The sequence below is a fragment of the Dyella sp. CR10 genome (genome assembly GCF_055814425.1).
In genome coordinates, this window is record NZ_CP185986.1 from 3693675 (window position 1) to 3719934 (window position 26260).

The following is a 26260-nucleotide window of genomic DNA, read 5'->3' on the forward strand; positions in this document are numbered from 1 at the left end:
CATCCGCACGGACGGATGGGCTTCGGGGGACGGACGGCGACGGTCACTCGGGTGGCGCTGCCGGGATGCAGTGCGCCGCCATGTCTCGACATGGCGAAAACCGCGCAATACGGCCCGGTATTTTCGCGGAACCCGGCCGGGATGGAAAGGGGCGCCGCCGCGCCGGGCCGCCAACCGCCACGTGACAAGCCGGTGACGACGCCCTTGTCCGCCACAAAAACCCCGCTGCATCAACGCCCCTGTGCGCGTCTATACTCCCGCCGACCGCGTTCCCGCCTTCGACGCAGAGTGTCCGGCCCCGTGCCCCATACCGCGCCACCCGCCTTCGCCCCTTCCCGCGCGGCCACCGAATCGGTGCGCCACGAGCTGTTCTTCCTCAATTACTTCCGGCTGGCCCAGGCACTGGTCTACACCGGCCTGGCCTTCAGCCCCCCTGCGCTGGGCTGGCCGCACCTGAGCGACGCCGGCACGGCGCGGGTGGTGGCGCTGGCCTTCCTCACCTTCGCCATCGCGGTGGCGGCGCTGACCCGGCGCACCATGCCGTGGACCCGGCTGGTCACCTCCGCCTCGCTGGTGGTGGATATCGTCGCCGCGGTGCTGGCCATCGGCTCGATGCAGGACGCGCGGATCGGCATCGCCATGATGCTGGCGGTGAACCTGGCCGCCGGCGCCCTGCTGCTGCCGCTACGCCTGGCGCTGTTCTTCGCCGCGCTGGCCACGCTGGGCATGCTCGGCAACTCGCTGTTCAACCCGCAGGGCGACTCCTCCACGGCCGATCGCCAGCTGCTCGAGGCCGGCCTGTTCGGGCTGGCCTATTTCGCCATCACCATGCTGTGCTACGTGCTGAGCCGACAGCTACGCGCCAGCGAGGCGCTCGCCGAACAGCGCAGCATCGACCTGGCCAACCTGGCGCAGGTCAACGAGCTGATCATCCGCCGCATGAAGACCGGTGTGCTGCTGGTGGACGATGCCAACCGCATCCACCAGATCAACGAATCGGCCTGGATGCTGCTGGGCAACCCCAGCGCCGACCAGCGCGACCTCGGCCGCGTCGCGCCGGAGCTGTCGCGCCGCCTCTATCACTGGACCACCTCCGGCAAGCTCGACGAAACCGCCACCCAGCTGGCCGACGGCACGCCGGAAGTGATCCCGCGCTTCAGCCGCCTCGCGCCGAACGACGACTCGCTGGTGCTGATCTTCCTCGACGACACCTCGCTGGTATCGCGCCGCGCCGAGGAACTCACGCTCAGTTCGCTCGGTCGCCTGTCCGCCTCGATCGCGCACGAGATCCGCAATCCGCTCGCGGCCATCCGCTACTCCGCGCAGCTGCTCGCCGAGTCGCACGATCTGGGTGCCACCGACCAGCGCATGGTGGAGATCATCAACAACCACTGCGTGCGCCTGAACGACATCATCGAGAACATCCTGCAGTTGTCCCGGCGCGAGCGCTCGCGCCCGGAAACGCTGGACCTGGGCCGCTGGGCGCAGAATTTCGTCGACGAATACCGCCAGGGCAACGACCTGGGCAACGACACCCTGCGCGTCATCAGCAACGGCAGCGAGCCAGTAGCGGCGGTGGCCGACCCGCAGCAGCTGCAGCAAGTGGTATGGAACCTGGTGCAGAACGCGCTGCGCTATGGGCGCATGCCCGGCGAGCCGGCGCGCGTGATGGTGGTGGCACGCCACGGCGAGCACGGCGTGCCGATCCTCGAAGTGATCGACCGTGGCCCGGGCATCGCGCCGAAGGTGGCCGCACAGATCTTCGAGCCGTTCTACACCACACACGAATACGGCACGGGCCTGGGCCTGTACCTCGCGCGCCAGATGGCGGAGGCGAATCAGTCTTCGCTGGAATACGTGCGCGTGGCCGGCGGCGGCAGCTGTTTCCGCCTGGTGCTTACGCCGCCGGCACGCGTACCTGGCCTGGACGGCGCGGGCAGCGCGATCGCCTGATCGCCGCGTTCCTGCCGCTTACGTAGAGCGTACGACCAGATCCACCGGCAGCATCTCCGATTGCGCCGGTTCGTCGTGAATCAGCGCCAGCATCTTACGCGCCAGCAGGCTGCCGCCTTCCTGCCAGTCCTGCCGCACGGAACTCAGCGGCGGCTGGAAGCTCGCCGCCAGCGGCATGTCGTCGTAGCCCACCACCGAGACGTCGCGCGGCACGCGACGGCCCAACGCCTCCAGCGCGCGCACCGCCCCCATCGCCAGCAGGTCGCTGCACGCGAACAGCGCATCGACCGGCACGTTGCGCGCGGCCAGCGACTGCACCGCATCCATGCCCGAGGCGAGCGTGAATTCGTCACGGCGGATCAGCAGCGGCTTCACGCCGTGCTCGGCCAGCGCATCCACGAAGCCGCTCAGCCGCTCGAAGATCTCCGGATGTCCGGGATTGCCGACGAACACCGGATTGCGCCGCCCCTGCGCGATGAAATGCTCGGCGACCGCCTTGCCGCCCTGGCGGTTGTCGCTACCCACCACCACGTGGCTGTCGTGCTCACCTTGCGCGCCCCACACCACCATCGGCAGGCCCAGCTTGTCGAAGCGGCGCACCGCATCCTGCCGCACACCCTGACCGAGCAGGATCATGCCGTCGGCCGCCTGCACCGCCGCGGCGCTGGCGCCCTGGCGAGTGGTCAGCAATACGCTGTAGCCGGCCGCGGTCAGCTCCTGCGAGATGCCGCCCAGCAGCATCAGCGGGTAAGGATCGAACATGGTGCGATCGCTGCTGGGCTTCATCTCCACAATCACCGCCACCGTATGACTGCGGCGCAGGCGCAGGTTGCGCGCGCTGACGTTGAGCTTGTAGCCCTGTTCGCGTGCCAGCTCCTGGATGCGCTCGCGCGTTTCCTGATTCACCAGCGGACTGTCGCTGAGCGCCCGCGACACGGTGATCTTGGAGACCCCGGCGAGTTTCGCCAGATCGGCCATCGTCAGGCTCGCCGAAACGGCCTCGCGCAGGTGCTTTCGTTTGCCTCGACTCAAAGCCAAGCCTCGACCATCTCCATAAGTGCCACTCCTGCGGCGGAATCGGCGGGCCCTCCCCTGGCCGCCATGCAGTGTGTCGATTTGCGAGCGATGCGTCCAACGGGACGCAAGACCGAAGGCCCGTGCCAACTGCGCGCCCTCGTTTTTTACCGCCTGCCAGCCTGTAGCAATGTTCGTCAAGAGCGCATGATTTTGCGCTGCAGCAAATGATATCGATACCTTGATATCGATATCATTTGCTGCGAAGCTCGCCCGCAACGTCGGCCGGCCCCGTCTTTGCCCCGCCGAATAACAACCACTATGTGCTGGGGAAAACATGCTGGACCACCACGTCTCCGCGCCCGCCGCGGCCACCGCAGCTGTGCCTCCGGCGGGCGCGCACCCCGATCCGTGGACCCTGCTGCGCCATGGCACCGACCCCGCCGGCTTTGCGCAGGACGAAAGTTTGTTCGCCCTGGCCAATGGCGCGCTGGGCGTACGCGGCGGCATGGAGGAAGGCGACAGCCCCAGCCAGGCCAGCTTCCTCTCGGCCGTATGGGAGCGCGTGCCGATCGAGTACCACGAGCGCTTCCCCGGTTTCGCCGCGCATACCGACACGCGCATCCCCGTCGCCGACGCCACTCGCATCCAATTGCGCCTGGGCGATACTCCGGTGCGCCTGACCGAAGGCGAATGGCTCGCCTTCGAACGCCGCCTCGACCTGCGCGACGGCAGTTACCGCCGCTTCCTGCGCTGGCGCTCGCCGGCGGGCGACACTCTGGAGATCGAAGCCGAGCGCATCGTCAGCCTGCGCGAACCCGGCCTGCTGGCTTTGCGCTACCGCGTGCGCTCCGTGGACTACGCCGGCCCGATCATCCTGGAGTCGGCCATCAGCACCGCGCGCGACGCGACCGAACAGGGCGACGATCCGCGCATCGGTACGCGCGTGGACGGCGGCCTGCACACCAGCGATGCCGCCGCGGACGAGCAGCTGGCCTGGGTCGCGCAGCACACCACCCACAGCGGCATCCGCATGGTCTGCGCGCAGGCCAATCGTCCGCAGGACGGCAGCCTGGACGTCCATCTTGCCAACCTCGCGCCGCACGGCGTGATGCAGAGCTATACCGGCGAACTGGCCCCAGGCCAGGCGGTGACGCTGGAGAAATACGTCGCCTACGCCTGGACACCGCCTCACGGCGACGAGCCGGACGAAACCCTGCTGGCGCGCACGCGCGCCATCCTCGACCAAGCCACCCGCCTCGGCTACGCCGCGTTGTTGCAGGGCCAGCGCGAAGCGCTCGCCCCGCTATGGGACGCCGCCGACCTCGCCATCGACGGCGATCCGGCCAGCGAGCAGGCGTTGCGCTTCAACCTGTTCCACCTGTTCCAGTCCAGCTGCCGCGACGGCCATGGCAGCGCCGCCGCCAAGGGCCTCACCGGCGAAGGCTATGAAGGCCATTACTTCTGGGACGCCGAGGCCTTCGTCCTGCCGGTGTTCGCCACGCTCGCGCCGGAACTGGCGCGCGGCATGCTGCTGTATCGCCACCGCACGCTGGAACGCGCGCGCCTGCACGCGCGCGAACTGAATCACGCGCGTGGCGCGCTGTTCGCGTGGCGCACCATCAGTGGCGACGAATGCTCGGCCTACTACCCCGGCGGCTCGGCGCAGTACCACATCAATGCCGCGGTGGCCTGGGCGCTTCGCCTTTATGTCGACGCCAGTGGCGATACGGATTTCCTGCGCGATCACGGCGCGGAGATTTTGTTCGAGACCGCGCGTGTGTGGATGGACATCGGCCACTTCAATGCGCGGCGCGGCGATGCCTTCTGCATCCATGAGGTGACCGGCCCGGACGAATACTCCGCACTGGTCGACAACAACCATTACACCAATCGCATGGCGCAGCGGCACCTGCGCGATGCGGCCGCCACGGCCGTCTGGCTCGCCGGCGCCGCGCCGGTCGAGTACGCCGCGCTGTGCGCGCGCATCGGCCTGGGCGAGGACGAAGTGGCGCAATGGCGCCGCGCAGCCGAAGCGATGTACCTGCCGGAAGACCCGCGCCTTGGCGTGTTCCCGCAGGACGACGGCTTCCTGGACCGCCCGCGCCTGCCCGATCACCTGGGCACGCGCCCGGGCGAAGCCAAGCATCCGCTGCTGCTGCGCCTGCATCCGCTGACCATCTATCGTCACCAGGTGTGCAAGCAGGCCGACACCCTGCTCGCGCTGATGCTGGCCGGCGATGGCATCGACCGCGCGGCCAAGCGACGCAACTTCGATTACTACGAAAGCGTCACCGTGCACGACTCCACCCTGTCGGCCTCCACCTTCGGCGTGATCGCCGCCGAAGTGGGCCTGGCCAGCAAGGCGTACCGCTATTTCCAGGACACCTTGCGCGTGGACCTGGACGACTCGCACGGCAACGCCGCGCACGGCGTGCACATGGCCGCGATGGCCGGCAGCTGGCTCGGACTGGCCTGGGGCTTCGGCGGTTTTCGCGCCGTGGATGGCCAGCTCACGCTGGCGCCGCGCCTGCCGACCGCATGGAACAGCTATCGCTTCGGCCTGCGCTGGGGCGCGACGCAATTGCGCGTGGATGTCGATGCCGCCGGCGTGACCTATACGCTGACGCGCGGCGAAGCGCTCGCCTTCCGCCACGACGGCCGCGAACAACATATCCGCGCCGGCCAGACCCTGCACCTGCCGCGCGCGGACGCCATTCCCAACCGCCGCGCGCCGCAACCGCCGTTGCGTGCGGTGATCTTCGACCTGGACGGCGTGATCGCCGATACCGCGGTCGTGCACGACGCCGCGTGGCGGCGCCTGGCCGGCGAAGAAGGGCTGCCTTTCGACAACGCCATGGGCGAACGCCTCAAGGGCGTGGACCGCATGGGCTCGCTGGACATCCTGCTCGAACGCGCCGCGCGCGCGTACAGCAACGAGGAAAAGCTCGCCCTGAGCGAGCGCAAGAACGATTACTACCGCGAACAGATCGGCCGCTTCGGACCCGAGCAGCTGCTGCCAGGCGCACGCGAAGCCATCGCGGCAGTGCGCGCGGCCGGCCTGAAAGTCGGCCTGGCCTCGGCCAGCCGCAACGCGCCGCTGCTGCTCGAACGCCTGGGCATCGACGGCCTGTTCGACTACGTGGTGGACGCGGCCCACATCCAGCGGTCCAAGCCCGATCCGGAAATCTTCCTGGCCGCGGCCGCCGGCCTGGGCGTGCCGCCTGCCGCCTGCCTCGGCATCGAGGACGCCGCCGCGGGCGTCGCCAGCATCCACGCCGCCGGCATGGCCGCCGTCGGCATCGGCCAGCCCGCCGCGCTGGCCCAGGCCGAGACCGTGCTGCCAGGACTGAGCGCGTTCCGCATCGAAGATTTTGTCAGCAGTGAAGAAGCGTCGTTCGCCGCGTCAGGGGAGGCGGCCAGCGATATCACCACATAAAAGCCCGATACCACGGGTGGGGAGGTTTTGATCATGCAACGCAAAGGCATCATCGCTCGACAGTTGCTCGCCGCCGCCATCGCCGGAGCGCTCTCGCTCGGCGCGGCCCACGCGCAGGACAGTACGCAGGCCCAGCCGGGCAGCGCCCAGCAGACGCCGGCGCCGCCCGCGCCACCAGCCCAGGAGAACGCGCCCGCCAAGGGCAAGCCCAAGACGCTCGAACAAGTGGTGGTCACCGGTACGCCCACGATCGGCGGCATCCGCAAGATCGACGCGGCCTACTCGATCACCGCGGCCGACGCCGAAGCGATCAAGCAGGCCAACCCCAAGAGCACGGCGGACCTGCTGAAGATCTCGCCCGGCCTGTGGCCCGAGTCCACCGGCGGCCAGACCGGCGCCAACATCGAGATCGCCGGCTTCCCGGGCGGCGGCGACGCGCCGTACTTCACCACGCAGATCATGGGCTCGCCGCTCTACGGCATGCCGACGCTCTCGTTCATGGAAACCACCTCGATGTTCCGCCTCGACGACACCGTCGAGCGCGTCGAAATCCTGCAGGGCGGCCCGTCCGTGGTGTTCGGCGACGGCCAGATCGGCGCTACCGCCAACTTCATGCTCAAGCAGGGCACGGCCAAGCCGTCCGGCAGCATCGGCGTCACCTACGGCAACGAAGGCCTGTGGCGCACCGATGGCTTCCTCGGCTTCAAGGTGGCCGACGACTGGTTCGGCAGCGTGGGCGGTTTCTGGCGCAAGTCCGATGGCGTGCGCGATCCGCAGTTCAGCGCGGACAAGGGCGGCCAGTTCACCGCCACCCTGTCGCACACCATGGAGAATGGCTCGCTGATGCTGTGGGGCCGCGTGCTCAATGATCGCAACCAGTTCATCACGCCGATCCCGCTGATCCAGCGCGGCAGCGACAACTTCTCCGCCTACCCCGGCTTCGATCCGCTCACCGACACGTACTACAGCAAGGAAATCCAGCACGTGAACCTGCCGGGCTATCCCGGCGGCGGCACCAGCGCCAATCTCGCCAACGGCCGCGGCGCGAAGATGCGCTTCTTCGGCGGCAACTTCGACTACGACCTGAGCGGCGGCTGGAGCATCTCCGACAAGTTCCTGATCAACCAGGGCGACATGGATACCAACGCCCTGTTCTCCGGCTCCAATCCGGACACGCTCAACAACATGCTCTACAACACGTCGACCGACCTGGGCGGCTTCCGGTTGCCGGCGGGCTCGGCGACGGCGACCTACGTCAACGGCGGAGGCGCGGTGGATCCGAATCAGAGCGTGATCCACCAGGGCTGGTGGTTCATCCACAAGAAGCTCAAGAACATCAACAACGACTTCCGCCTCAGCAAGGAACTGTTCGAGGGCAACACGCTCACCGCCGGCCTGTACTTGGCGCACTACACGATGGACGACAAGTGGGCACTGGGCAACCAGATGCTGATGACCAACACGCCCAACGCACGGCCGATCAAGGTCAGCTACGTCAAGGATGGCCAGACCCGGTATTACACCGATTACCAGGGCTTGCTCGACTACGGCTCCTACAACATCGCGCAGAACGGCAAGTCGACCAACAAGGCGTTCTACCTGTCCGATACGTGGAAGGTCGACCGCTGGCTGTTCGACGTGTCGGCCCGCGTGGAGAACCAGAATTCGACGCTGCACGTGTGCAACCGCCACGACGTCGACCTGGATGGCAACGACAACACCGAGTACGACAACAAGACCTCCGTGTGCGACGGCACCTTCGCCACCACCAAGTACGACAAGACCCATACCTCCTGGACCGTCGGCGCGAACTACGAGCTAGCCGACAACATGAGCGTGTACGGACGCATCAACAAGGGCGTGCACTTCGGCGACTTCGACAACGCACTGCGCGGCAACACCACGGGCAACACGCCGCCGCTGCAGAAGGTCCAGAACTTCGAGGCCGGCTTCAAGTACCAGTCCAAGCTGCTGTACGCCGACATCACCGTCTACCACCGCCAGTTCAGCGGCCTGCCGTACCAGCCGACCAATTCCGCCGGCGTGCCGGTAGGTACCACGCTGATCTACGGCTCCGACGCGAAGGGCATCAACCTGAGCGGCGCGGTGATGCCGATCGACAACCTGAAGCTGGCGGTGGTGGCCAATTACCTCGACGGCCACTACTCGCACTACTCCGCCTGCATCCCCTACGAGAACCAGGTGGTGGGCAACGGTTGCGCCTTCATCAACGGCAAGCAGCTGCAGCGCCAGCCGAAGGTCCGCTACATGTTCACGCCAAGCTACCGCTTCCTGTTCCCGTGGGGCGATATCACGGCCTTCGTGACCTACACCCATGTCGGCCCGCATACACAGGATCTGTCCGGGCTGCAGCAGCTGGGCAGCTACCACACGATCGACTTCGGCGTGGTCGCCAATGTGGAAGAAAACTGGGAGCTGCGCCTGCAGGGCACCAACATGACCAATGAGCTGGGCCTGACCGAAAGCAATTCGCGCATCTTCGGTTCGGCCGCCGGCGCCGGTGGCGTGATCCTGGCCCGTCCGCTGGAGGGCCGCGAGGTCAATTTCCAGGCCAAGTACAAGTTCTAAGCAGCAACGCGTTTCCCCGCATGGCGGTCCGGGCCCTTGCAGGCGACGGCCCGGATCGCCGTTTTTTGGCCGTACTATCCGTATCCGAAGCGAGGTGGCCGTGAACCGATTCCGCATGATCGCCGCACTGGCGCTGATCTACATGGTCTTCGCCATCCTGCTCAACAGTGTCGGCACGGTGATCCTGCAGTCGATCCATACCTTCGGCATCGACAAGCCGCAGGCCAGCCTGCTGGAGCTGTTCAAGGATCTGCCGATCGCCGTCACCTCGTTCCTGGTCGCCTCGTTCCTGCCCTTGCTCGGCTATCGCCGGGCCATGCTGATCGCGCTGGCCATCGTCGGTTGCGCCTGCGCGCTGATGCCGCTGTATCCCTCTTTCCATACCACCGAACTGTTGTTTACCTGCGTGGGCGTCGCCTTCGCGTTGACCAAGGTCTCGGTGTATTCCTCGATCGGCCTGCTCACCCGCGATCGCGTGGAGCACGGCCGCCTGACCAACACCATCGAAGGCTTGTTCATGCTGGGCGTGCTGCTCAGCGGCTGGCTGTTCAGCGCCTTCATCGATCACGGCGACCCGGCCAATCCCGTGTGGTTCCGCGTGTACTGGGCGCTGGCGGCGATCTGCGTGCTGGTGTTCGTATTGCTTTCCGGCGCGCGGCTGGACGAATCGGCCGCGCACAGTGCGCGCACCAGCACCCTGGGCGGCTCGCTGAAGGAGATGTTCCGCCTGCTGCTGCGTCCGCTGGTCTATGTATTCCTGCTCTCGGCCTTTCTGTACGTGCTGATCGAGCAAAGTTTTGGCACCTGGCTGCCGACCTTCAACAACGAAATCCTGCACCTGCCCAATGCGATGAGCATCCAGCTGGCCAGCATCCTGGCCGGCGCTACCGCACTGGGCCGCATCACCGCGGGCCAGGTGCTGCGGCGCATGCCATGGCACACCTTGCTCAACCTGTGCGTGGTGGGTATGGGTGCCCTGGTGCTGCTGGTGCTACCCCTGGCGCGGCACGCCGCGCCGAATCCGAACGCCGGCTGGTTCGACGCGCCGCTGGCCGCCTACCTGCTGCCGCTGATCGGCCTGCTGATGGCGCCGATCTATCCGGTGATCAATTCGGTGGCGCTGAGTTCACTGCCCAAGCCGCTGCATGCGGCGATGACCGGCCTGATCGTGATCTTCTCTGCGCTGGGCGGCACGCTGGGCTCGCGCATCACCGCGGTGGTGTTCGCCAGTTTCGGCGGCATCCATGCCTTCTATTTCTCGCTGGTGCCGATGACCCTGGTGCTGGTGACCTTGTTCTTCTTCAAGCGCGAAGCCGATCGCGCCGGCGTGGCAGTGCCTGCGCCGAGCGACCTCGCGCCGGAGTAATGCCCGTGTCGCACCGAATCACCAATGGATGGAGCCAATGATGGGAGTAGTCATGCCACGCAGCTGTCGCCGCCTGGGCCTCGCCGGCCTGCTGTTGTTCGCCAATGCCGTCGCCGGCCCTGCCCTGGCGCAAGCCGCGCATGACGATCCCAGCTTCATGCTGACGGGCACGTCGGCGGACTTCGACAGCTACTTTCCGGGCTATCTGGCCAATGGCTATTTCTCGGTGATGACCACCGCGCGCGGCACCGAGCCGGCGATGGGCTACATGGTCGCCTTCATGGACTACGCCAAGGACGACATCGCGCGCCCCGCGGCGGTACCCGGCTGGAGCGAGATCGACTACAACCCCGGCGGCGGCTGGCTCAACTCGACCCGCCTGGGCAAGGAGATCTTCACCGATTACGCGCAGACCCTGGACATGCGCGGCGCCACGCTCAGCACGCGCTACCGCTTCGCCTATGCCAACAAGGCGACCGACGTGAAGGTCACCACCTTCGTCAGCCAGGATGCAAACCACGTGGCCGCCACGCGACTGTCGATCACGCCGCAGTTCGACGGCAGCGTGCAGCTGACCTTCCCGATCCGCCTGTGGTCGGAACACCAGCCGCGCTTCCCGATCGCCAAGCTCAGCGGCGACCAGATGATCGAAGCGGTGATCGCCAGCGGCCAGAATCTCAACAACAAGCCGGTGCCCACGCCCGACCGCGCGGCGGTGTGGTACCACGGCGTCACGCGCATCCAGGCGGTCGATGGCGATACCAAAGACCTCACGCTCTGGCTCAATGGCCACGCCGAGCAAGGCCTGGACATGGCCGAAGCCGTGGCGGTCAGCCTGCCGGCCGGGCTGAAGATCGAAGACGTGAAGCTGGAGAAGTCGCCATACCGCATCTCCCTCAATGTCACCGCCCGCGTGCAGAAGGGGCGCACTTACGAGTTCACCAAGTACGCGGCGCTGTCGCGCCAGGGCTGGGGCGGCGACGCCAAGGCCACGCTGGCGCTGGCCAGGCAGGCGCGCGCGTCCGGTTTCGACAAGCTGCTCGCCGCGCATCAGGCGGCCTGGCATGAGTTGTGGAAGTCCGACATCGTGGTCGAGGGCGAGCCGGCGGTGCAGAAAGCGCTGCATTCGGATCTCTACTACCTGCTGTCCAACTCCACCGTAGGCACGGCCTGGGCGATGGGCGCCTGCGCGCTCACCCCGGGCTACGCCGGCCATGCGTTCTGGGACAGCGATTCGTGGGTGTTCCCCGCGCTTCTGCTGCTGCACCCGGAGCGCGCCAAGCCGATCGCGATGTTCCGCCACCGCACCATGCAGCCAGCGCGCGACCGCGCCAGGCAGTACGGCGTCAGCGGCACGATGTATCCATGGGAGGCCGATCCGGAAACCGGCGTCGATCACACGCCGCACTTCGCCTACGACGTGTACCGCGAGATCCACGTCAATGCCGATATCGCCATCGCGCAGTGGCAGTACTACCAGGTCACCGGCGACGAGGCATGGCTGAAGCAGTACGGCTGGCCGGTGATCCGCGAAATCGCCGCGTTCTGGACCAGCCGCGTCACCTACGACAAGGCGCACGACCGCTACGAGATCCATCACGTCACCTCGCCGGACGAGGCCTACAACGACGTGCCGAACGACTCCTTCACCAATGCCGCCGCGCGCAAAGCGCTGAGCATCGCGCAGGAAGCGGCCAAGAAGGTAGGCGAGACGCCCGATCCGAAGTGGGCCGACATCGTCGCCAAGATGTACATCCCGTTCGACGAGAAGAACCAGCGTCACCTCGATTTCGACGAGACGGTGCCGCACGACAAGATCACCTGGATGGGCTCGTCGCTGATCTGGCTGATGTATCCGAACCTGGACCTGCCGATGACCCCGCAGGTACGCCGCAACAACTTCGACTTCCAGCTGCACGAACTGAAGGTGCACGGCGACGACCCCAACGAGATGATGATGGTGATGCTCGCCGTGGGCGCGGCCGAGCTGGGCGACGGCAAGACCGCGGGCGAATGGATCCACCGCAACCTTGCCGGCTTCCTCAAGCCGCCGTTCAACGTGCGCACGGAGACCGTGGCCAACAACGCTGGCTACATTCTCTCCACCTCGGCCGGCTTCGTGCAGAGCTTCGTCTATGGCCTGACCGGCCTGCGCATCGACGACAACGGCCTGAGCGAGGCCTACGCACCGGTGCTGCCGCCGGAGTGGACCTCGCTCAAGCTCAAGCGCGTGCATTACCGCGGCAAGCAGTTCGACATCACCGTCGAGCGAGGCGCCGACGGCAAGGCGAAGCTCGTTCGCACGGCGCTCTAGCGAAACCCATGGCGGGGCCGGTCCGTGGCCCCGCCATCGCCGGCGCAGGGAAGATCGCAAGGCGGCATATCACATCGGCGTCACCGGGCGACCGGATGCTTGGGACAGGCTCCTTCGCCCACCACCGCCCCACCCTGCAGCGAGGTCTCCGTCATGAACCGTCCCGCCCGTCAGCTCCGCCTGCCATGGCGCGCCACCGCGCTTGCGCTGGCTTTCACCGTCGCGACCGCGTCCTACGCCGCCACTCCCGACCCGGCCAAGACCCGCGCCTACATCGACAAGGCCTGGACCACGCTGACCCGCTCGCAGGACCAGTGCAACGCGCTGACCGATCCGAAGATGGCGACCCATCCGGTGATCTACGTGCCCGCGCAGATGAGCGTGCCGGCCGCGCTGGGGGAAACCGGCAAGCGCTGCGGCGTGGAGATCCGGCCGCTGCCGCGGACGATCGCCCGCCTCGGCGACATCGATGCGACCACATTGCCCGCGCAGGGCCTGCTCTACCTGCCCCATCCCTACGTGGTGCCGGGCGGGTTCTTCAACGAGATGTATGGCTGGGACAGCTATTTCATCGTGCTCGGCCTGGTCGCCGACCAGCACGGCAAGCTGGCGCGCGACATGGTCGACAACGCGCTGTTCGAAGTGGAGCACTACGGCGGCGTGCTCAATGCCAACCGCACCTATTACCTCAGCCGTTCGCAGCCGCCCTTCCTCGGCGAAATGATGAGCACCGTGCTCGGCGACCCCGATGCCTTCGCCGACGATGCCGCGCGCCAGGCCTGGCTGGCCAAGGCCTATCCGCTGGCCGTGCGCGACCACGACATCTGGACGCGCGAGGAGCACCGCGCCGGCGACACCGGCCTGGCCCGCTACTACGACCTGGGCAATGGCCCGGTGCTCGAAGCGCAGAACAGTGACGACTTCTATCTGAAAGTCATCAAGTGGCTGCGCGCCCATCCCAAGGATGACCCGGGCTATCTGCTGAAAGGCGCGCAACGGCCCGACGATGCGGAAGCGGCACGACTGAAGCAGGAAAGCTGCGACGTGCGCGCTTCCAAGGTCTGCCTGGACAACTGGTACGACGGTTATCGCCTCACCGCCGACTACTACCATGGCGATCGCGCGATGCGCGAATCCGGCTACGACACCAACTTTCATTTCGGCCCGTTCGGCGGCTCGACTCACCACTACGCCTCGGTAGACCTCAACAGCCTGCTCTACCGCTACGAGCTGGACCTGGCGGCCTTCGCCAAACGCCTGGGCAAGAACGACGACGCCACGCGCTGGACCCAGGCCGCCGACGCACGCAAGCAGGCGATGGACAAGTACCTGTGGCGGCCGGATGAAGGCATGTATCGCGACTACGACTTTGTCGCCGGCAAGCCCTCGCCCCATCCCTACATCAATACGTTCTATCCCCTGTGGGCCGGCGCCGCCTCGCCGCAGCAGGCCGCCGCGGTACGCGGCAAGCTGGCGATCTTCGAACGACGCGGCGGGCTATCCATGGACAACCAGCCCAGCGGCGTGCAGTGGAACGATCCGTTCGGCTGGGCGCCGACCAACTGGCTGGCGATCAAGGGCCTGGACGACTATGGCTTCCACGACGATGCGCGCCGCCTCGCCGGCAAGTTCGCCGCCACCGTGGATCGCGGCCTCGCCGACGACGGCACCATCCGCGAGAAATACAACATGGCCAAGGGCAATGCCGACGTACGCGTGAGCGCCGGCTATGCCGACAACGTGATCGGCTTCGGCTGGACCAACGGCGTGTACCTGAAGCTGCAGGAGATCCTGCAGAAGAACGCCGCCGAGCCGGCCCGCAAGACACCGGCCGCAGAACCCGTGAAGTGATCGGCCGGCGGCGGGGTCGTCCTGCCGCCACGCTTTCGCCAGGAGGAAATGCCATGCGTGTGTTCCCTTTCCGTGCCACCGTCGCCGCATGGTTGCTTTGCATTGGCTTAGCCGGCGCACAGGCTGCACCGCCGCAGGCCGGCGTCAAGCCGGACGGCCGCGTGAGCGTCGGCGGCGACAGCGTGCCGTACTCGTCGTTCGCCTCGCCCGAAGCGCGCGCGTTCTTCCCCAAGATGCTCGCCGAAGGCGACAAGGCGCCCCCGCTGACCGCCCCGATTGCACAGAGCCGCGCCTTCTACGACCGCATGAACAGCGATCGCGTCGCGCGCATGCAGAAGCTCTACGCGGTGAAGATCCGCAGCGAGACGATCGCCGGCGTGAACACCGACATCGTGCTGCCCGCACAGGGCGTCGCCGCGGCCAATCGCTCGCGCGTGCTGATCAACCTGCATGGCGGTGCCTTCCTGTGGGGAGCGCACAGCGGCGGCCTGGTAGAGGCCATTCCGATCGCCGCGGTGGGCCGCGTGAAAGTGATCACGGTGGATTACCGGCAAGGGCCCGAGCACGTCTTTCCCGCCGCCACCGACGACGTGGTCGTGGTCTACAAGGAGCTGCTCAAGCAGTACAAGCCGGCCGATATCGGCATCTACGGCTGCTCGGCCGGCGGCGCGCTCACCGGCGAGACGGTGGCGCGACTCATCCACGACAAGCTGCCCGTGCCCGGCGCGATCGGGATGTTCTGTGCCGCGCTGGCCGATCTCGGCGGTGACTCGGCCTTCGTCGCCGCGCCGCTCAACGGCAAGGCGATACCGGTCAGGCCGCTGCAGCTGGCGGACCTGCCTTACTTCAAGGGCGCCAGCGCGGCCGACCCGCTGGTGACGCCGGCCAATTCGCCCGCGCTGTTGGCGAAGTTCCCGCCCACGCTGCTGATTTCCGGTACCCGCGACATGGCCATGAGCACGGTAATCCACAGCCAGACCCTCCTGGACCAGGCCGGCGTGGACACCGAGCTGCGCCTGTGGGAGGGCATGTGGCACTCCTTCTTCTCCGATCCGGAGCTGCCGGAATCCAAGGATGCCTATCGGGTGATATGGCGCTTCTTCGATCGCCACCTGGGGCGCTGAAAACGCGGGCACAAGCCGCCGCGCCAGGGAAAGTGGCGGCCTTTGCCCCTCAGGGAAGCGGCGGGTATCCTAGCCTCCGACCTGAAGCCAGCTTGACGACATGAGCCAACAGACCGTCCTCGTCATCGACGACGAGCGCGACATCCGCGAACTGCTCACCATCACCCTGGGTCGCATGGACCTGCAGGTCGATGCCGTGGGCACGGTCACGGACGCGCGCCGCGCCCTGGAAGAGCGCAGCTACGACCTCTGCTTCACCGACATGCGCCTGCCCGACGGCACCGGCCACGAGGTGATCGAGCTGATCGCGTCGAAATACCCCGATATGCCGGTGGCGATGATCACCGCCTACGGCAACGTCGACGCCGCGGTGAGCGCGCTGAAGGCCGGCGCGTTCGATTTCGTCTCCAAGCCGGTCGACATCCAGATGCTGCGCCAGCTGGTGCGCACCGCGCTGCGCCTGGCCGAGGAGAAGCGCGCCGGCGGCGGCGCGGCCAAGACGCTCAGCTCCAGCGACCGCCTGATCGGCGATTCGCCGGCCATGCAGCAGGTGCGCGCGACCATCACCAAGCTGGCGCGCAACCAGGCGCCGGTCTACATCGCCGGTGAATCCGGCGTAGGCAAGGAGCTGGTCGCCCGCCTCATCCACGAGCAGGGGCCGCGCGCGGCCGGGCCGTTCGTGCCGGTGAACTGCGGCGCTATTCCCTCGGAACTGATGGAGAGCGAGTTCTTCGGCCACCGCAAAGGCAGCTTCACCGGTGCGGTGAGCGACAAGGAAGGCCTGTTCCAGGCTGCCAACGGCGGCACGCTGTTCCTGGACGAAGTGGCCGAGCTGCCGCTGCACATGCAGGTGAAACTGCTGCGCGCGATCCAGGAAAAAGCGGTGCGCCCAATCGGCGCACGCGAGGAGATCCCGGTCGACGTGCGCATTCTCTCTGCCACGCACAAGAACCTCGCCGCCCTGGTCGAACAGGGCCAGTTCCGCCAGGACCTGTTCTACCGCATCAACGTGATCGAGCTGCGCGTGCCGCCGTTGCGCGAGCGCCGCGGCGACGTGCCGCTGCTGGCCGGCTACATCCTGCGCCAGCTCGCCGCCAAGAGCGGCGGCACTCCGGGCCGCCTGCTGCCGGGTGCACAGCAGGCGCTGGAAAGCTACGACTTCCCCGGCAACGTGCGCGAGCTGGAGAACATCCTCGAGCGCGCCGTGGCGATGTGCGAAGGCGACCAGATCGACCTGGTCGACTTGATGCTGCCGCAGCGCATGCCGCGCGTAGCCGAACCGGCACCGGCGTTCTCGCCGAATGCTCCCGCGCCCGCTCCGACACCCGCCGCCGCGCCGCCTCCGAGCGCCGACGGCGGCCTGGACGACTACATCAGCAATATCGAGCGCACCGCGATCATCAAGGCGCTGGAAGAGTCCCGATACAACAAGACCGCCGCGGCCAAGAAGCTGGGCATCACGTTCCGCGCGCTGCGCTACAAGCTGAAGAAGCTCGGGATCGACTAAAGCTGCAAGAACGAACTCTTCTCCCCTCCGGGGAGAAGATGCCGGCAGGCAGATGAGGGGCGGGTGCTCGAGAAAGCGCGTCCACGGAGCGAGGCAAGCTCCACCTTTCCCGCTTCTACGCTCCGCCCGGCCCCTCACCCCGACCCTCTCCCCGGAGCGGAGAGGGAGCTGAAGGCTAGGCTCCGCCTTCGCCTCTCCCCACTTCCAGCGCCTCGCGCAACGTCCGCAGCAGCTTGAACGTCGCCACCGGCTTGTCCACCAGATAGAGGTGCTCCACCTCGGGCATTTCCTCCAGATCCGGCGGTGCGTCGGGACGCGCCAGCAGCAGCACCGCGCGGCGGTAGCCGTGTTCGATCAGCGCGGCCAGCGTGCGTACGCCGGTGAACAGGTTCATGTCGGCGTCCATCACCACCAGATCGGGTACGCCGTGCGCCTCGATCCACTGCAACGCCGCGGTGCCGCTCTGGCTCGCATGCGCCTGGTAGCCCCAGGCATCCAGGGTGTCGACCAGCAGCGAAAGTTGCGCGGCCTCCTCGACCACCACGAGCACGCGCTCGGCGTTGCCGAGCAGACGCTCGTCATCCTCGCCCTCGACGGCTTCCTCCATCAGCTCGGTCAACGGCAGGTAGAGATGGAAATGCGTGCCCTTCCCTGGCGCGCTGTCCACGCGCATCACGCCGCCGTGGCTGGCCACGATGCGCTTGCACGACAGCAGGCCCAGGCCGGTGCCGCTCTCCTTGGTGGTGTAGAACGGCTCGTACAGATGGCCCAGCGTCTGCTCGTCCATGCCGATGCCGGTGTCGATCACGCTCAGGCGCAGATAACGGCAATCGCTCGCCGTTTCGCCGTCCTGGAAGAAATCACGCGCCAGCTGCTGCTGCGCCGTCTCGATGCTCAGCTCGCCGCCGCCGGGCATGGCCTGGATCGCATTGAGGCACAGGTTGAGCAGGCATTGCTGCAGTTCGGTGTGGTTGCCCGAGAAGCTCAGCTCCGGATCGTCCACGCGGATGTCGAGCCGGATATTGCGCGGCACGCTGCCTTGCAACAGCAGGTTGAGCGCATCCAGCAGCGCGCCCACGCGCACCTGCTCGGCACGGCGCGCGCCGCGGGCGAAGGAGAGCATCGACTGCACCATGTCCAGGCCGCGCCGGCCGCAATCGCGCACCAGCTTGCCCAGCCGCGCGAGGCGCGGGTCGTCCTGGTAGTCCTGCAGGCTTTCGCCTGCCAGCAGCAGCGGCTGCAGCAGGTTGCGCAAGTCGTGGCTGAGGCCGCCGGCCAGCATCGCCAGGCTCTCGAAACGCTGCGCGCGGATCAGCTCCGCTTCGGCGCGCCGCTGCGCCTTCTGCGCCTCGTGCTCGCGCAGCGCGCGGCGCACCGCACTGGCCAGGCGCGCGGGGTTCTGCTTGAGGATGTAGTCGGTGGCGCCGTTGCGCAGCGCGGCGATCGCGGCCTCTTCGCCCAGCGTGGCCGAGACGTAGATGAAAGGCAGGTCGCGGTCGCGATCGCGCAGCAGCTCCAGCGCGCGCTCGCCGGAGAAGCCCGGCATGCTCAGGTCGGACAGGATGATGTGCGGCTTGAAGGCTTCCAGTTCGCGCAGATAGGCGGTCTCCTCATCGACCAGGCGCACGTCGAAATCGAGCGCGTCGGCTTCCAGCTCCGAGATCACCAGCTCGGCATCGGGCAGGCTGTCCTCGATCTGCAGCACGCGGATCGGCTGGAACGGCAATGGCAGGGGAGCGTTGGGCTTGTCTGGCATGGTGACGTGATTCCGCGGCGCGCGCGGCCTCAATCGGGCGCGTGGTTGAGCACCGCCCAGAACTGGCCGAGGGTGCGTACGGCATCGAAGAACTGGTCCGCATCGACCGGCTTGATGACATAGGCGTTCACGCCCAGGTCCCAGCTGCGGACCAGGTCGCGCTCTTCGCGCGAAGAAGACAGCACCACCACCGGCACGCGCCGCAGATGTTCGTCGGCACGCATCGCGGTGAGCACTTCCAGGCCATCCATGCGCGGCATCTTGATATCCAGCAGCACCACCGCCGGGTCCTCCGGCGAGCGCCCGGCCCAGGCGCCGCGGCGGAGCAGGTAATCCAGGCAGTCCACGCCGTCTTCGACATGCACCACGGGATTGGCCAGATTGGCGCTTTGCAGCGCTTCCAGCGCCATCTCGGCGTCGGCGGGACTGTCCTCGGCCAGGAGAATGCTGCGCAGGGTGCCTTGTTTCATTGCCGCTCCTGCGCCAGCGCGTCGGCCAGGTCGGAGGCCGGCAGCGTGAAGTAGAAGCGCGCACCCTCGCCGGGGCTGCCCTCGGCCCAGATCTTGCCGCCATGGCGCTGCACGATGCGCCGCACATTCGCCAGGCCGATGCCGTTGCCAGGGAATTCGGAGGCGCGATGCAGGCGCTGGAACACGCCGAACAGCTTGCCGGCGTACTGCATGTCGAAGCCGGCGCCGTTGTCGGCGACCACGAACTCGTAATCGCCGTTCGGACCGCGCTGCATCTCCACGCAGATGCGCGCCTCGTCGCACTTGCCGGTGTACTTCACCGCGTTGCCCAGCAGGTTCTGCCATACGGTGCGCAACATGTTCTCGTCGCCGATCACGATGGGCAACGGCGCGATCGACCAGTCGATGCGCCGGCTGTGCACTTCCGATTCGGCCAGCACGCGCGCTTCTTCCACAAGCGACTGCATGTCCACCGGCTGCAGGCGCAGCGCGCCGCGACCCAGCCGCGAGAACACCAGCAGATCGTCGATCAACTGAGCCATGCGCCGCGCCGCGTCGCTGATCACGTCGATGTAATGGCGGCTCTTGTCGTCGGCGTCATCGCCCAGGTGCTGTTCCAGCTTGCTGGCGAAGCCGGCGATGTGGCGCAGCGGCGCGCGCAGATCGTGCGAGACCGAGTAGCTGAAAGCCTCCAGCTCGCGGTTGACATCGGACACCTGCGCCACCTTGCCTTCCAGCTGCCGGTTCAGCTCCTTGACCTGCTGTTCGACCAGGGCACGCGCGGTGACGTCGCTCACCGTCAGCAGCAGCACCGGGTCGCCGCCGTCATCCTGCTGCAGCCGGCGGGCGTTGATCACCACATGGCGATCCACGCCATCCACGGTGCGCTGGATCAGTTCGTAGTCCCACAGCTCGCGATCGAGCAGCAGCACGTCGTTGAGGCGCTGCAGCAGCGCGCTGTCGCGCCAGGCGCCGTCGCCGATCTCCGCCAACGGCAGCGAGTGGCGGTTGGATGGCGGTATGCCGTACAGCTCGCCGAAGGCCGCGTTGACCAGCAGCGTGCACAACTTGCTGTCGAGCAGGGCAATCGGTTCGCGTACGGCCTGCACGATCAGCTGCGAGCGCTGCACCGCCTGCCCTTCGCGCTCCTCGGCCTGCAGACGGCGGCTGATCTGCCGCTCGGAAACGATCACCACGATCGCCAGCAGCAGCACCTGCGCCGCGGCGGTGATGCTCAGGGCGAGGCTGCTGTTGCTGGACGCTTCGCGCGCCTGCCCGCGGCGCGCGAGCAGGGTGTCGTCCTCGCTCTGCACGATGCCGTCGATCAGGTCGTCCATCTTGAACAGCGTGCCGGAGTCGCGCAGCGCGTCATTGGCGCCGCGCACGTCGCCCTGTCGGTAACGCAGCATGGCCTGATCGAGCAGCGCCAGGCGCCCGCTCACCATGCTGCCAAGGGCGCCGATGCGTGCCTGCTGGTCGGCATTGTCCCGGGTCATATCGCGCAGCTGCGCGAGCAGCCCGGGAATCTCCTTGGTGGCGCGGGTGGCGCGCAGGCGCACCTGCGGGTTGTCGTCGCCGTCGAGCAGCCGATATAACGCCGCCTCGCCGTCACGGGTGACGTAGGCGATGCGATAGGTGAGCGACTTCACCTCGGAGGAATGGGTGACCCGGCCATTGGCGTCGAGCGCATCGCGCGAGCCGCTGCGCGTCACCATGTAGGGCAAGGCCACGATCACCAGTACGGCGAACAGCAGGCCGCCCAGGCGCCAGCGCAAGGCAACGCGGTCCCGCATCCGGGGACGAGTGACCGGCGTGAGTTTCCACGGCGAAGGCGGCATGCGCGCGATGGTTGCAGAATCGTCTCATGCCCGCCAGCGGCACCGTCACGTAATCCGGTGCCGCTGCGCTCTGCGCGCTTTTGCCTCAGGGGCTATAGGCGCTCATCGACACGGGCCGCGCGGCAGCGGCCTGGCCCCAGTTCCGGTTCGGCTCCGCCTGCATGCGGAAATGCAGCTCGCCCCCGGCCAGGATCTCGCCGTGGCGCAGATACACCCGATCCAGCGGCTTGCCGTTGAGGGTGACTTCGCCCACGTAAGGATGCGCATCGTCCAGCGGCGCGGCACTGACCGTGAAGGTCTTGCCGTCCTGCAGGTGCAGGCTGGCCTTCTTCACGAACGGGCGGCCAATCACGTACTGGTCGCTACCCGGCGCCACCGGATAGAAGCCCAGCGCGGTGAATACGTACCACGCCGACATCTGGCCCAGGTCGTCATTGCCCGCCAGCCCGTCCGGGCGAGGCGCGTACTGGCTGTCCATGATCTGCTTGAGGCGCTTCTGGGTCTGCCAGGGCGCGCCGGCGTAGGCATACAGGTAGGCCAGGTGATGGCTGGGTTCGTTGCCGTGGGCGTACCAGCCGATCAGGCCGGTGATGTCTTCCACGTGGGCGAACTGCTTGGGATCGACCTTGGCGTCGAACACGCTGTCGAGCTTGTCCACGAAAGCCTTGTCGCCGCCCATCGCGGTGACCAGCCCCGCCACGTCCTGCGGCACGTACCAGGAGTACTGCCAGGCATTGCCTTCGGTGTAGTCGGTGCCGTAGCCGGCGGCGGACGGGTCGAACGGTTCGCGGAACGTGCCGTCGGTCTTGCGCGCGCGCATGAAGCCGGTCTTCGCGTCGTAGGCGTTGCGCCAGAAACCGGCGCGCTTGTCGAACGTGGCGGCGACATCGTCGCGGCCCATCGCCTTGGCCATCTGCGCGATGGTCCAGTCGTCGTAGGCGTATTCGAGCGTCTTGGAGGCGCCTTCCGGCTCTTTGTCGATCGGCACGTAGCCGAGCTTCATGTAGTCGCCGAGGCCGCCGTAGGGCGCATAGGTGGCGCTGGCCACCATGGCCTTGAGCCCCGCGTCGGCATCGAAGCCGCGGATGCCCTTGACGTAGGCGTCGGCGATCACCGGCACGGCGTGGTAGCCGATCATGCACCACGTCTCCAGGCCCTGGTACGCCCATACCGGCAGGATGCCGAACGGGCTGGCCTCGCGCGCGGCGATCAGCGAACGCACGAAATCCACGCTGCGCCGCGGCTGCAGCAGCACCATCAGCGGCTGCTGCGCGCGGTACACGTCCCACAGCGACCAGGTGGAGTGAAACTCGAAGCCCTGCGCGCGATGCACCGCGTTGTCCGGGCCGCGATAGTCGCCGTTGACGTCCATGCTCAGCGTCGGCGACAACATGGCGTGGTACAGCGAGGTATAGAAGCTGGCGAGCGCGGTCTTGGGGGCGTCGACATCGATCACCGCCAGCGCCTTGTCCCAAGCGGCGCGCGCCTCGGTGCGGCGGGCGTCGAAATCCCAGCCCTGCCCTTCGGCGTCGAGATTGGCCAGCGCATTGGCCTCGCTGACGGAGGAAATGGCGACCTTCACCCCCAGCGGCTGCTTCAGCGCACCGAAGTCGAACACGCCGACCAGCGCGCGGCCCTGCTGCGCGTCCTGGTCGTCGGCCTGGTAGCCGGGGCCTTTGAAGCCCTTGTAGGTCACGTCGGTCTCGCGGTTGAGCAGGTGGCGCGCGGACAGGGGCTGCGAGAAGCGCATGGCGAAGCACAGCTCGCGGCCCGGCGCCCAGCCGCGTGTGGTGCGGCAGCCGGTCACCGCGCCGTCATCGCGCACACGCAGATGCGACCACAGCACCTTGCCCGGGTAGTCGTAGATGCTCGGGCGCAGGTCGAGCAGCAGGTGCGCCGGCTTGCCGGCCGGGAAGGTATAGCGATGCCAGCCCACGCGGCGGCCGGCCGTAAGCTCGGCGCGGACCCCGTAATCGCTGAGGGTGACGGCGTAATAACCGGCCTCGGCCTTCTCGCTGGCATGGCTGAAGCGCGAACGGTAGCCGCTGCCCGGCTTGGCCGGGTCGCCCTGCTCCAGCTTCACCTCGCCGGCGATCGGCATCACCAGCACGTCGCCGAGGTCCGAATGGCCCGAACCGGAGAAATGGGTGTGCGAGAAGCCGAGCAGGCTGTCGTCGCCATACTGGTAGCCGGCCGCCCATTTATAGGCGTGCTTGAAATCCGGCATCGCCGTATCGGGGGAGAGCTGGATCATGCCGAACGGGACGGTGGCGCCAGGGAACGTATGGCCGTCGCCGCCGGTGCCGATGCGCGGGTCGACCTCCGCGGCGTGGCCGGCGCTTGCAGCCTGGCCGGCGCCGGCGGCGAGGAACAGGGCCGCCGCCAGCGCGGCCGGCGCAAAGGAACGGGACCGGAACTTCGACATCGGCATTTCCCCCACTCGGATCGGCTTGTTGGACCGGCCAGTCGGAGCTGGCCGGTCGATGATTTCCCCAGCCGGCGGCGCCGGCCCGTTTGGATCGTTCCAAACTCGGCAAGCTAACACTGGACTTACGGCCGGTGCATGCTGCACTGCGAGATCACTATCCTTGGCGAATCGACTACTTTTGGATCGTTCTAATGTCCGCGAGCGCCATGGAAAGTTCCACTTCGATCCGCCGCAAGATCACCCTCAACGACATCGCCGCCGGTTGTGGCGTGTCGCGCGCCACCGTGTCCCTCGTTCTGCGCGGCAGCCCGCTGGTGAACAAGCACACCCGGGCGCGCGTAGAAGAGGAACTGCGCAAGCAGGGCTACGTCTACAACCGCGCCGCGGCGAACTTGCGCCGGCGCACCTCGTCGAGCATCGCGCTGGTGCTCAACGAACTGGCCAATCCGTTCTTCGCCGAATTCGCGGCGGGCGTGGACGAAACGCTAGGCGAGGCTGGCTTCGTCACCCTGCTCGGCAGCACCGGCGAATCGACGGAGCGCGAGCACGCAGTGCTCACCTCGCTGATCGAGCATGGCCCCGGCGGCATCATCCTGTCGCCCGCCGAAGGCAGCGATGCGGAACGTGTGCTCGCCGCGGTCGGCGCGCAGACGCCGGTGCTGCTGTTCAACCGCGAGCTCGGCGGCAACCTGCCCGAGTACGCGCACTGGGACCGCCTGATGCTGGACAACCAGCGCGGCGCGCGCCTGGCCACCGAGCATCTGATCGCGCAGGGACACAAGCGCATCGCGTTCTACGGCGGCCATGGCGACTCCAGCTCGTGCCGCCAGCGCCATGCCGGCTACGTGGATGCGATGAACGCGGCGGGCCTGCCCATTGCGCCGCGCTGGCGCGTGGAAACGATGCCGACCCGCATGGACGCCGCGCGCGCCTGCGGCGACCTGTTCGCGGCCAAGCCCGCGCCCACCGCGGCGGTCTGCTACAACGACGCGGTTGCGCTGGGCCTGATGCTGGGCCTCAACCAGCGCGGCATCCAGCCCGGACGCGATTTCGCCCTCACCGGTTTCGACGACGTGGCCGAGGCGGCCTTCAGCACGCCGCCCTTGACCACGCTCGCCACCGATCCGCGCGCGCGCGGCCGCCAGGCCGCGCAACTGCTGCTCGCCCGCCTGCGCAAGCCGCAAGCCGAAGCCACCACCACGGTCGCCCCGGTGACCCTGATGGTGCGCGAAAGCAGCGGCGCGCCGCATACCTGACATCCACCGAGGACTCACCCGCATGGCCTTCGCGTCACCGCCCGCCTCACCGAAAGGATCGCTCCCTGGGGCCGCCGACGAGCGCTACACCGATTACCCGCTGGCGATGGGCGTGCTTACGACCATCTTCTTCATGTGGGGCTTTCTCACCTGCCTCAACGACATCCTGATTCCGCACCTCAAGGCCGTGTTCAACTTGAACTACGCCGAGGCGATGCTGGTGCAGTTCACCTTCTTCGGCGCGTATTTCCTGATGTCGCTGCCGGCCGGCCGGCTGGTCGCGCATCTGGGCTACAAGCGGGGCATCGTCGCGGGCCTGGCCATCGCCGGAGTCGGCGCCGCGGGTTTCTGGCCCGCCGCGGCGCTGCATCTGTATCCGGCATTCCTCGGCGCGCTGTTCGTGCTGGCCACCGGCATCACGGTGCTGCAGGTGGCGGCCAACGCCTACGTCGCCTTGCTTGGCCCTGAGAAGACCAGCTCCAGCCGCCTGACCCTGGCGCAGGCGCTCAATTCGCTGGGCACGTATCTGGCGCCGAAGTTCGGCGGCCTGCTGATCCTGTCGACCGTGGTGCTGGGCGCGGACCAGATCGCCAAGCTGTCGCCCGCCGAGCAGCTCGCCTACCGCGCGCAGGAAGCGCAGACCGTGCAGGGCCCCTATCTCGGCCTTGCCGTGGTGTTGTTCCTGCTGGCCATCTTCGTCTACCTGTTCCGCCTGCCCACGCTGAAAGAAAGCACCGAGCAGGCCGACACCGGTCACCACACGCTGCTCGACGCGCTGCGCCACCCGCACGTGCTGTTCGGCGTGCTGGCGATCTTTTTCTACGTCGGCGGCGAAGTGGCGATCGGCAGCTTCCTGGTCAATTACCTGTCCATGCCCGACATCGGCAACATGAGCGAACAGGCCGCCGCGAACTGGGTGGCCTATTACTGGCTCGGCGCCATGATCGGCCGCTTCATCGGCTCGGCGTTGCTGGCCAGGCTGTCGCCGCGCAAGCTGCTGGCGATCTTCGCCGCGATCAACATGGTGCTGGTGCTGACCACCATGTCCACCAAGGGCAACGTGGCGATGTACAGCGTGGTATCCATCGGCCTGTTCAACTCGATCATGTTCCCGACCATCTTCTCGCTCGGCATCGAGCGGATGGGGCCGCTGACCGGCAAGGCCTCGAGCCTGCTGATCATGGCCATCGTCGGCGGCGCGATCGTGCCTTACGTGCAGGGCCTGTTCGCCGACCGCATCGGCGTGCAGCACGCGTTCTTCCTGCCGCTGCTGTGCTACGCCTACATCGTCTTCTACGGCCTCTACGGCTCCCGCATCAAGAGCGACACGCCCGTCGCCGCCACCCACTGAGACC

Annotated in this window: 15 protein-coding genes; 10 read left to right on the forward strand and 5 right to left on the reverse strand. The window is 67.3% G+C overall.

What is annotated here, in order from left to right:
- The first annotated feature begins 300 nt into the window (after positions 1-300).
- Complete coding sequence (locus ACNR9O_RS16710; RefSeq protein WP_473686792.1) at positions 301-1953, forward strand: sensor histidine kinase; 1653 nt, start codon at positions 301-303, stop codon at positions 1951-1953.
- Between the two features lie 18 nt (positions 1954-1971).
- Here ACNR9O_RS16710 and ACNR9O_RS16715 read toward each other — a convergent pair whose 3' ends face one another.
- Positions 1972-2931 (reverse strand): LacI family DNA-binding transcriptional regulator, encoded by a 960-nt coding sequence (locus ACNR9O_RS16715; protein ID WP_473686790.1) that lies wholly within the window; start codon positions 2929-2931, stop codon positions 1972-1974.
- Between the two features lie 373 nt (positions 2932-3304).
- Here ACNR9O_RS16715 and pgmB point away from each other — a divergent pair, with 373 nt between their 5' ends.
- The 7 genes from pgmB (at position 3305) to ACNR9O_RS16750 (ending at position 17157) form a co-directional block, all read left to right on the forward strand.
- Positions 3305-6406: a beta-phosphoglucomutase gene (gene pgmB, locus ACNR9O_RS16720; protein ID WP_473686788.1), complete on the forward strand. Its 3102-nt coding sequence runs from the start codon at positions 3305-3307 to the stop codon at positions 6404-6406.
- A 33-nt stretch (positions 6407-6439) separates the two neighbouring features.
- Entirely contained in the window at positions 6440-8995 is a 2556-nt protein-coding gene (locus tag ACNR9O_RS16725; RefSeq protein WP_473686786.1) for a TonB-dependent receptor, read from the forward strand.
- Between the two features lie 115 nt (positions 8996-9110).
- A complete protein-coding gene (locus ACNR9O_RS16730) occupies positions 9111-10361 on the forward strand; it encodes an MFS transporter (protein WP_473700804.1) in 1251 nt (416 codons plus the stop codon).
- A gap of 52 nt (positions 10362-10413) precedes the next feature.
- Entirely contained in the window at positions 10414-12675 is a 2262-nt protein-coding gene (locus ACNR9O_RS16735) for a glycosyl hydrolase family 95 catalytic domain-containing protein (protein WP_473686781.1), read from the forward strand.
- Positions 12676-12828: 153 nt separating this feature from the next.
- The gene (locus ACNR9O_RS16740; RefSeq protein WP_473686779.1) at positions 12829-14526 is read left to right on the forward strand and encodes a trehalase family glycosidase; all 1698 of its coding nucleotides are present in this window, start codon (positions 12829-12831) and stop codon (positions 14524-14526) included.
- A 53-nt stretch (positions 14527-14579) separates the two neighbouring features.
- The gene (locus ACNR9O_RS16745) at positions 14580-15650 is read left to right on the forward strand and encodes an alpha/beta hydrolase (protein WP_473686777.1); all 1071 of its coding nucleotides are present in this window, start codon (positions 14580-14582) and stop codon (positions 15648-15650) included.
- A gap of 100 nt (positions 15651-15750) precedes the next feature.
- Positions 15751-17157: a sigma-54-dependent transcriptional regulator gene (locus ACNR9O_RS16750; protein WP_473686775.1), complete on the forward strand. Its 1407-nt coding sequence runs from the start codon at positions 15751-15753 to the stop codon at positions 17155-17157.
- Between the two features lie 175 nt (positions 17158-17332).
- On the opposite strand, the gene ACNR9O_RS16755 is transcribed toward ACNR9O_RS16750, so the two are convergent.
- The 4 genes from ACNR9O_RS16755 to ACNR9O_RS16770 form a co-directional block, all read right to left on the reverse strand.
- A complete protein-coding gene (locus tag ACNR9O_RS16755; RefSeq protein ID WP_473686773.1) occupies positions 17333-18913 on the reverse strand; it encodes a sensor histidine kinase in 1581 nt (526 codons plus the stop codon).
- 29 nt (positions 18914-18942) lie between these two features.
- Positions 18943-19383 carry a response regulator gene (locus ACNR9O_RS16760; RefSeq protein WP_473686771.1) on the reverse strand — a complete coding sequence of 147 codons (441 nt, stop codon included), beginning with the start codon at positions 19381-19383 and terminating at the stop codon, positions 18943-18945.
- Positions 19380-21176: a sensor histidine kinase gene (locus ACNR9O_RS16765; RefSeq protein WP_473700805.1), complete on the reverse strand. Its 1797-nt coding sequence runs from the start codon at positions 21174-21176 to the stop codon at positions 19380-19382. The genes ACNR9O_RS16760 and ACNR9O_RS16765 overlap by 4 nt, the downstream gene beginning before the upstream one ends.
- 130 nt (positions 21177-21306) lie before the next feature.
- Positions 21307-23646, reverse strand: coding sequence for a GH92 family glycosyl hydrolase (locus ACNR9O_RS16770; protein ID WP_473686767.1), 2340 nt, complete (start codon positions 23644-23646; stop codon positions 21307-21309).
- A gap of 194 nt (positions 23647-23840) precedes the next feature.
- Between ACNR9O_RS16770 and ACNR9O_RS16775 the strand changes: the two genes are divergently transcribed.
- Positions 23841-24905 carry a LacI family DNA-binding transcriptional regulator gene (locus ACNR9O_RS16775; RefSeq protein ID WP_473700660.1) on the forward strand — a complete coding sequence of 355 codons (1065 nt, stop codon included), beginning with the start codon at positions 23841-23843 and terminating at the stop codon, positions 24903-24905.
- 106 nt (positions 24906-25011) lie between these two features.
- Positions 25012-26256 carry an L-fucose:H+ symporter permease gene (fucP, locus tag ACNR9O_RS16780; RefSeq protein ID WP_473700806.1) on the forward strand — a complete coding sequence of 415 codons (1245 nt, stop codon included), beginning with the start codon at positions 25012-25014 and terminating at the stop codon, positions 26254-26256.
- Positions 26257-26260: the final 4 nt, after the last annotated feature.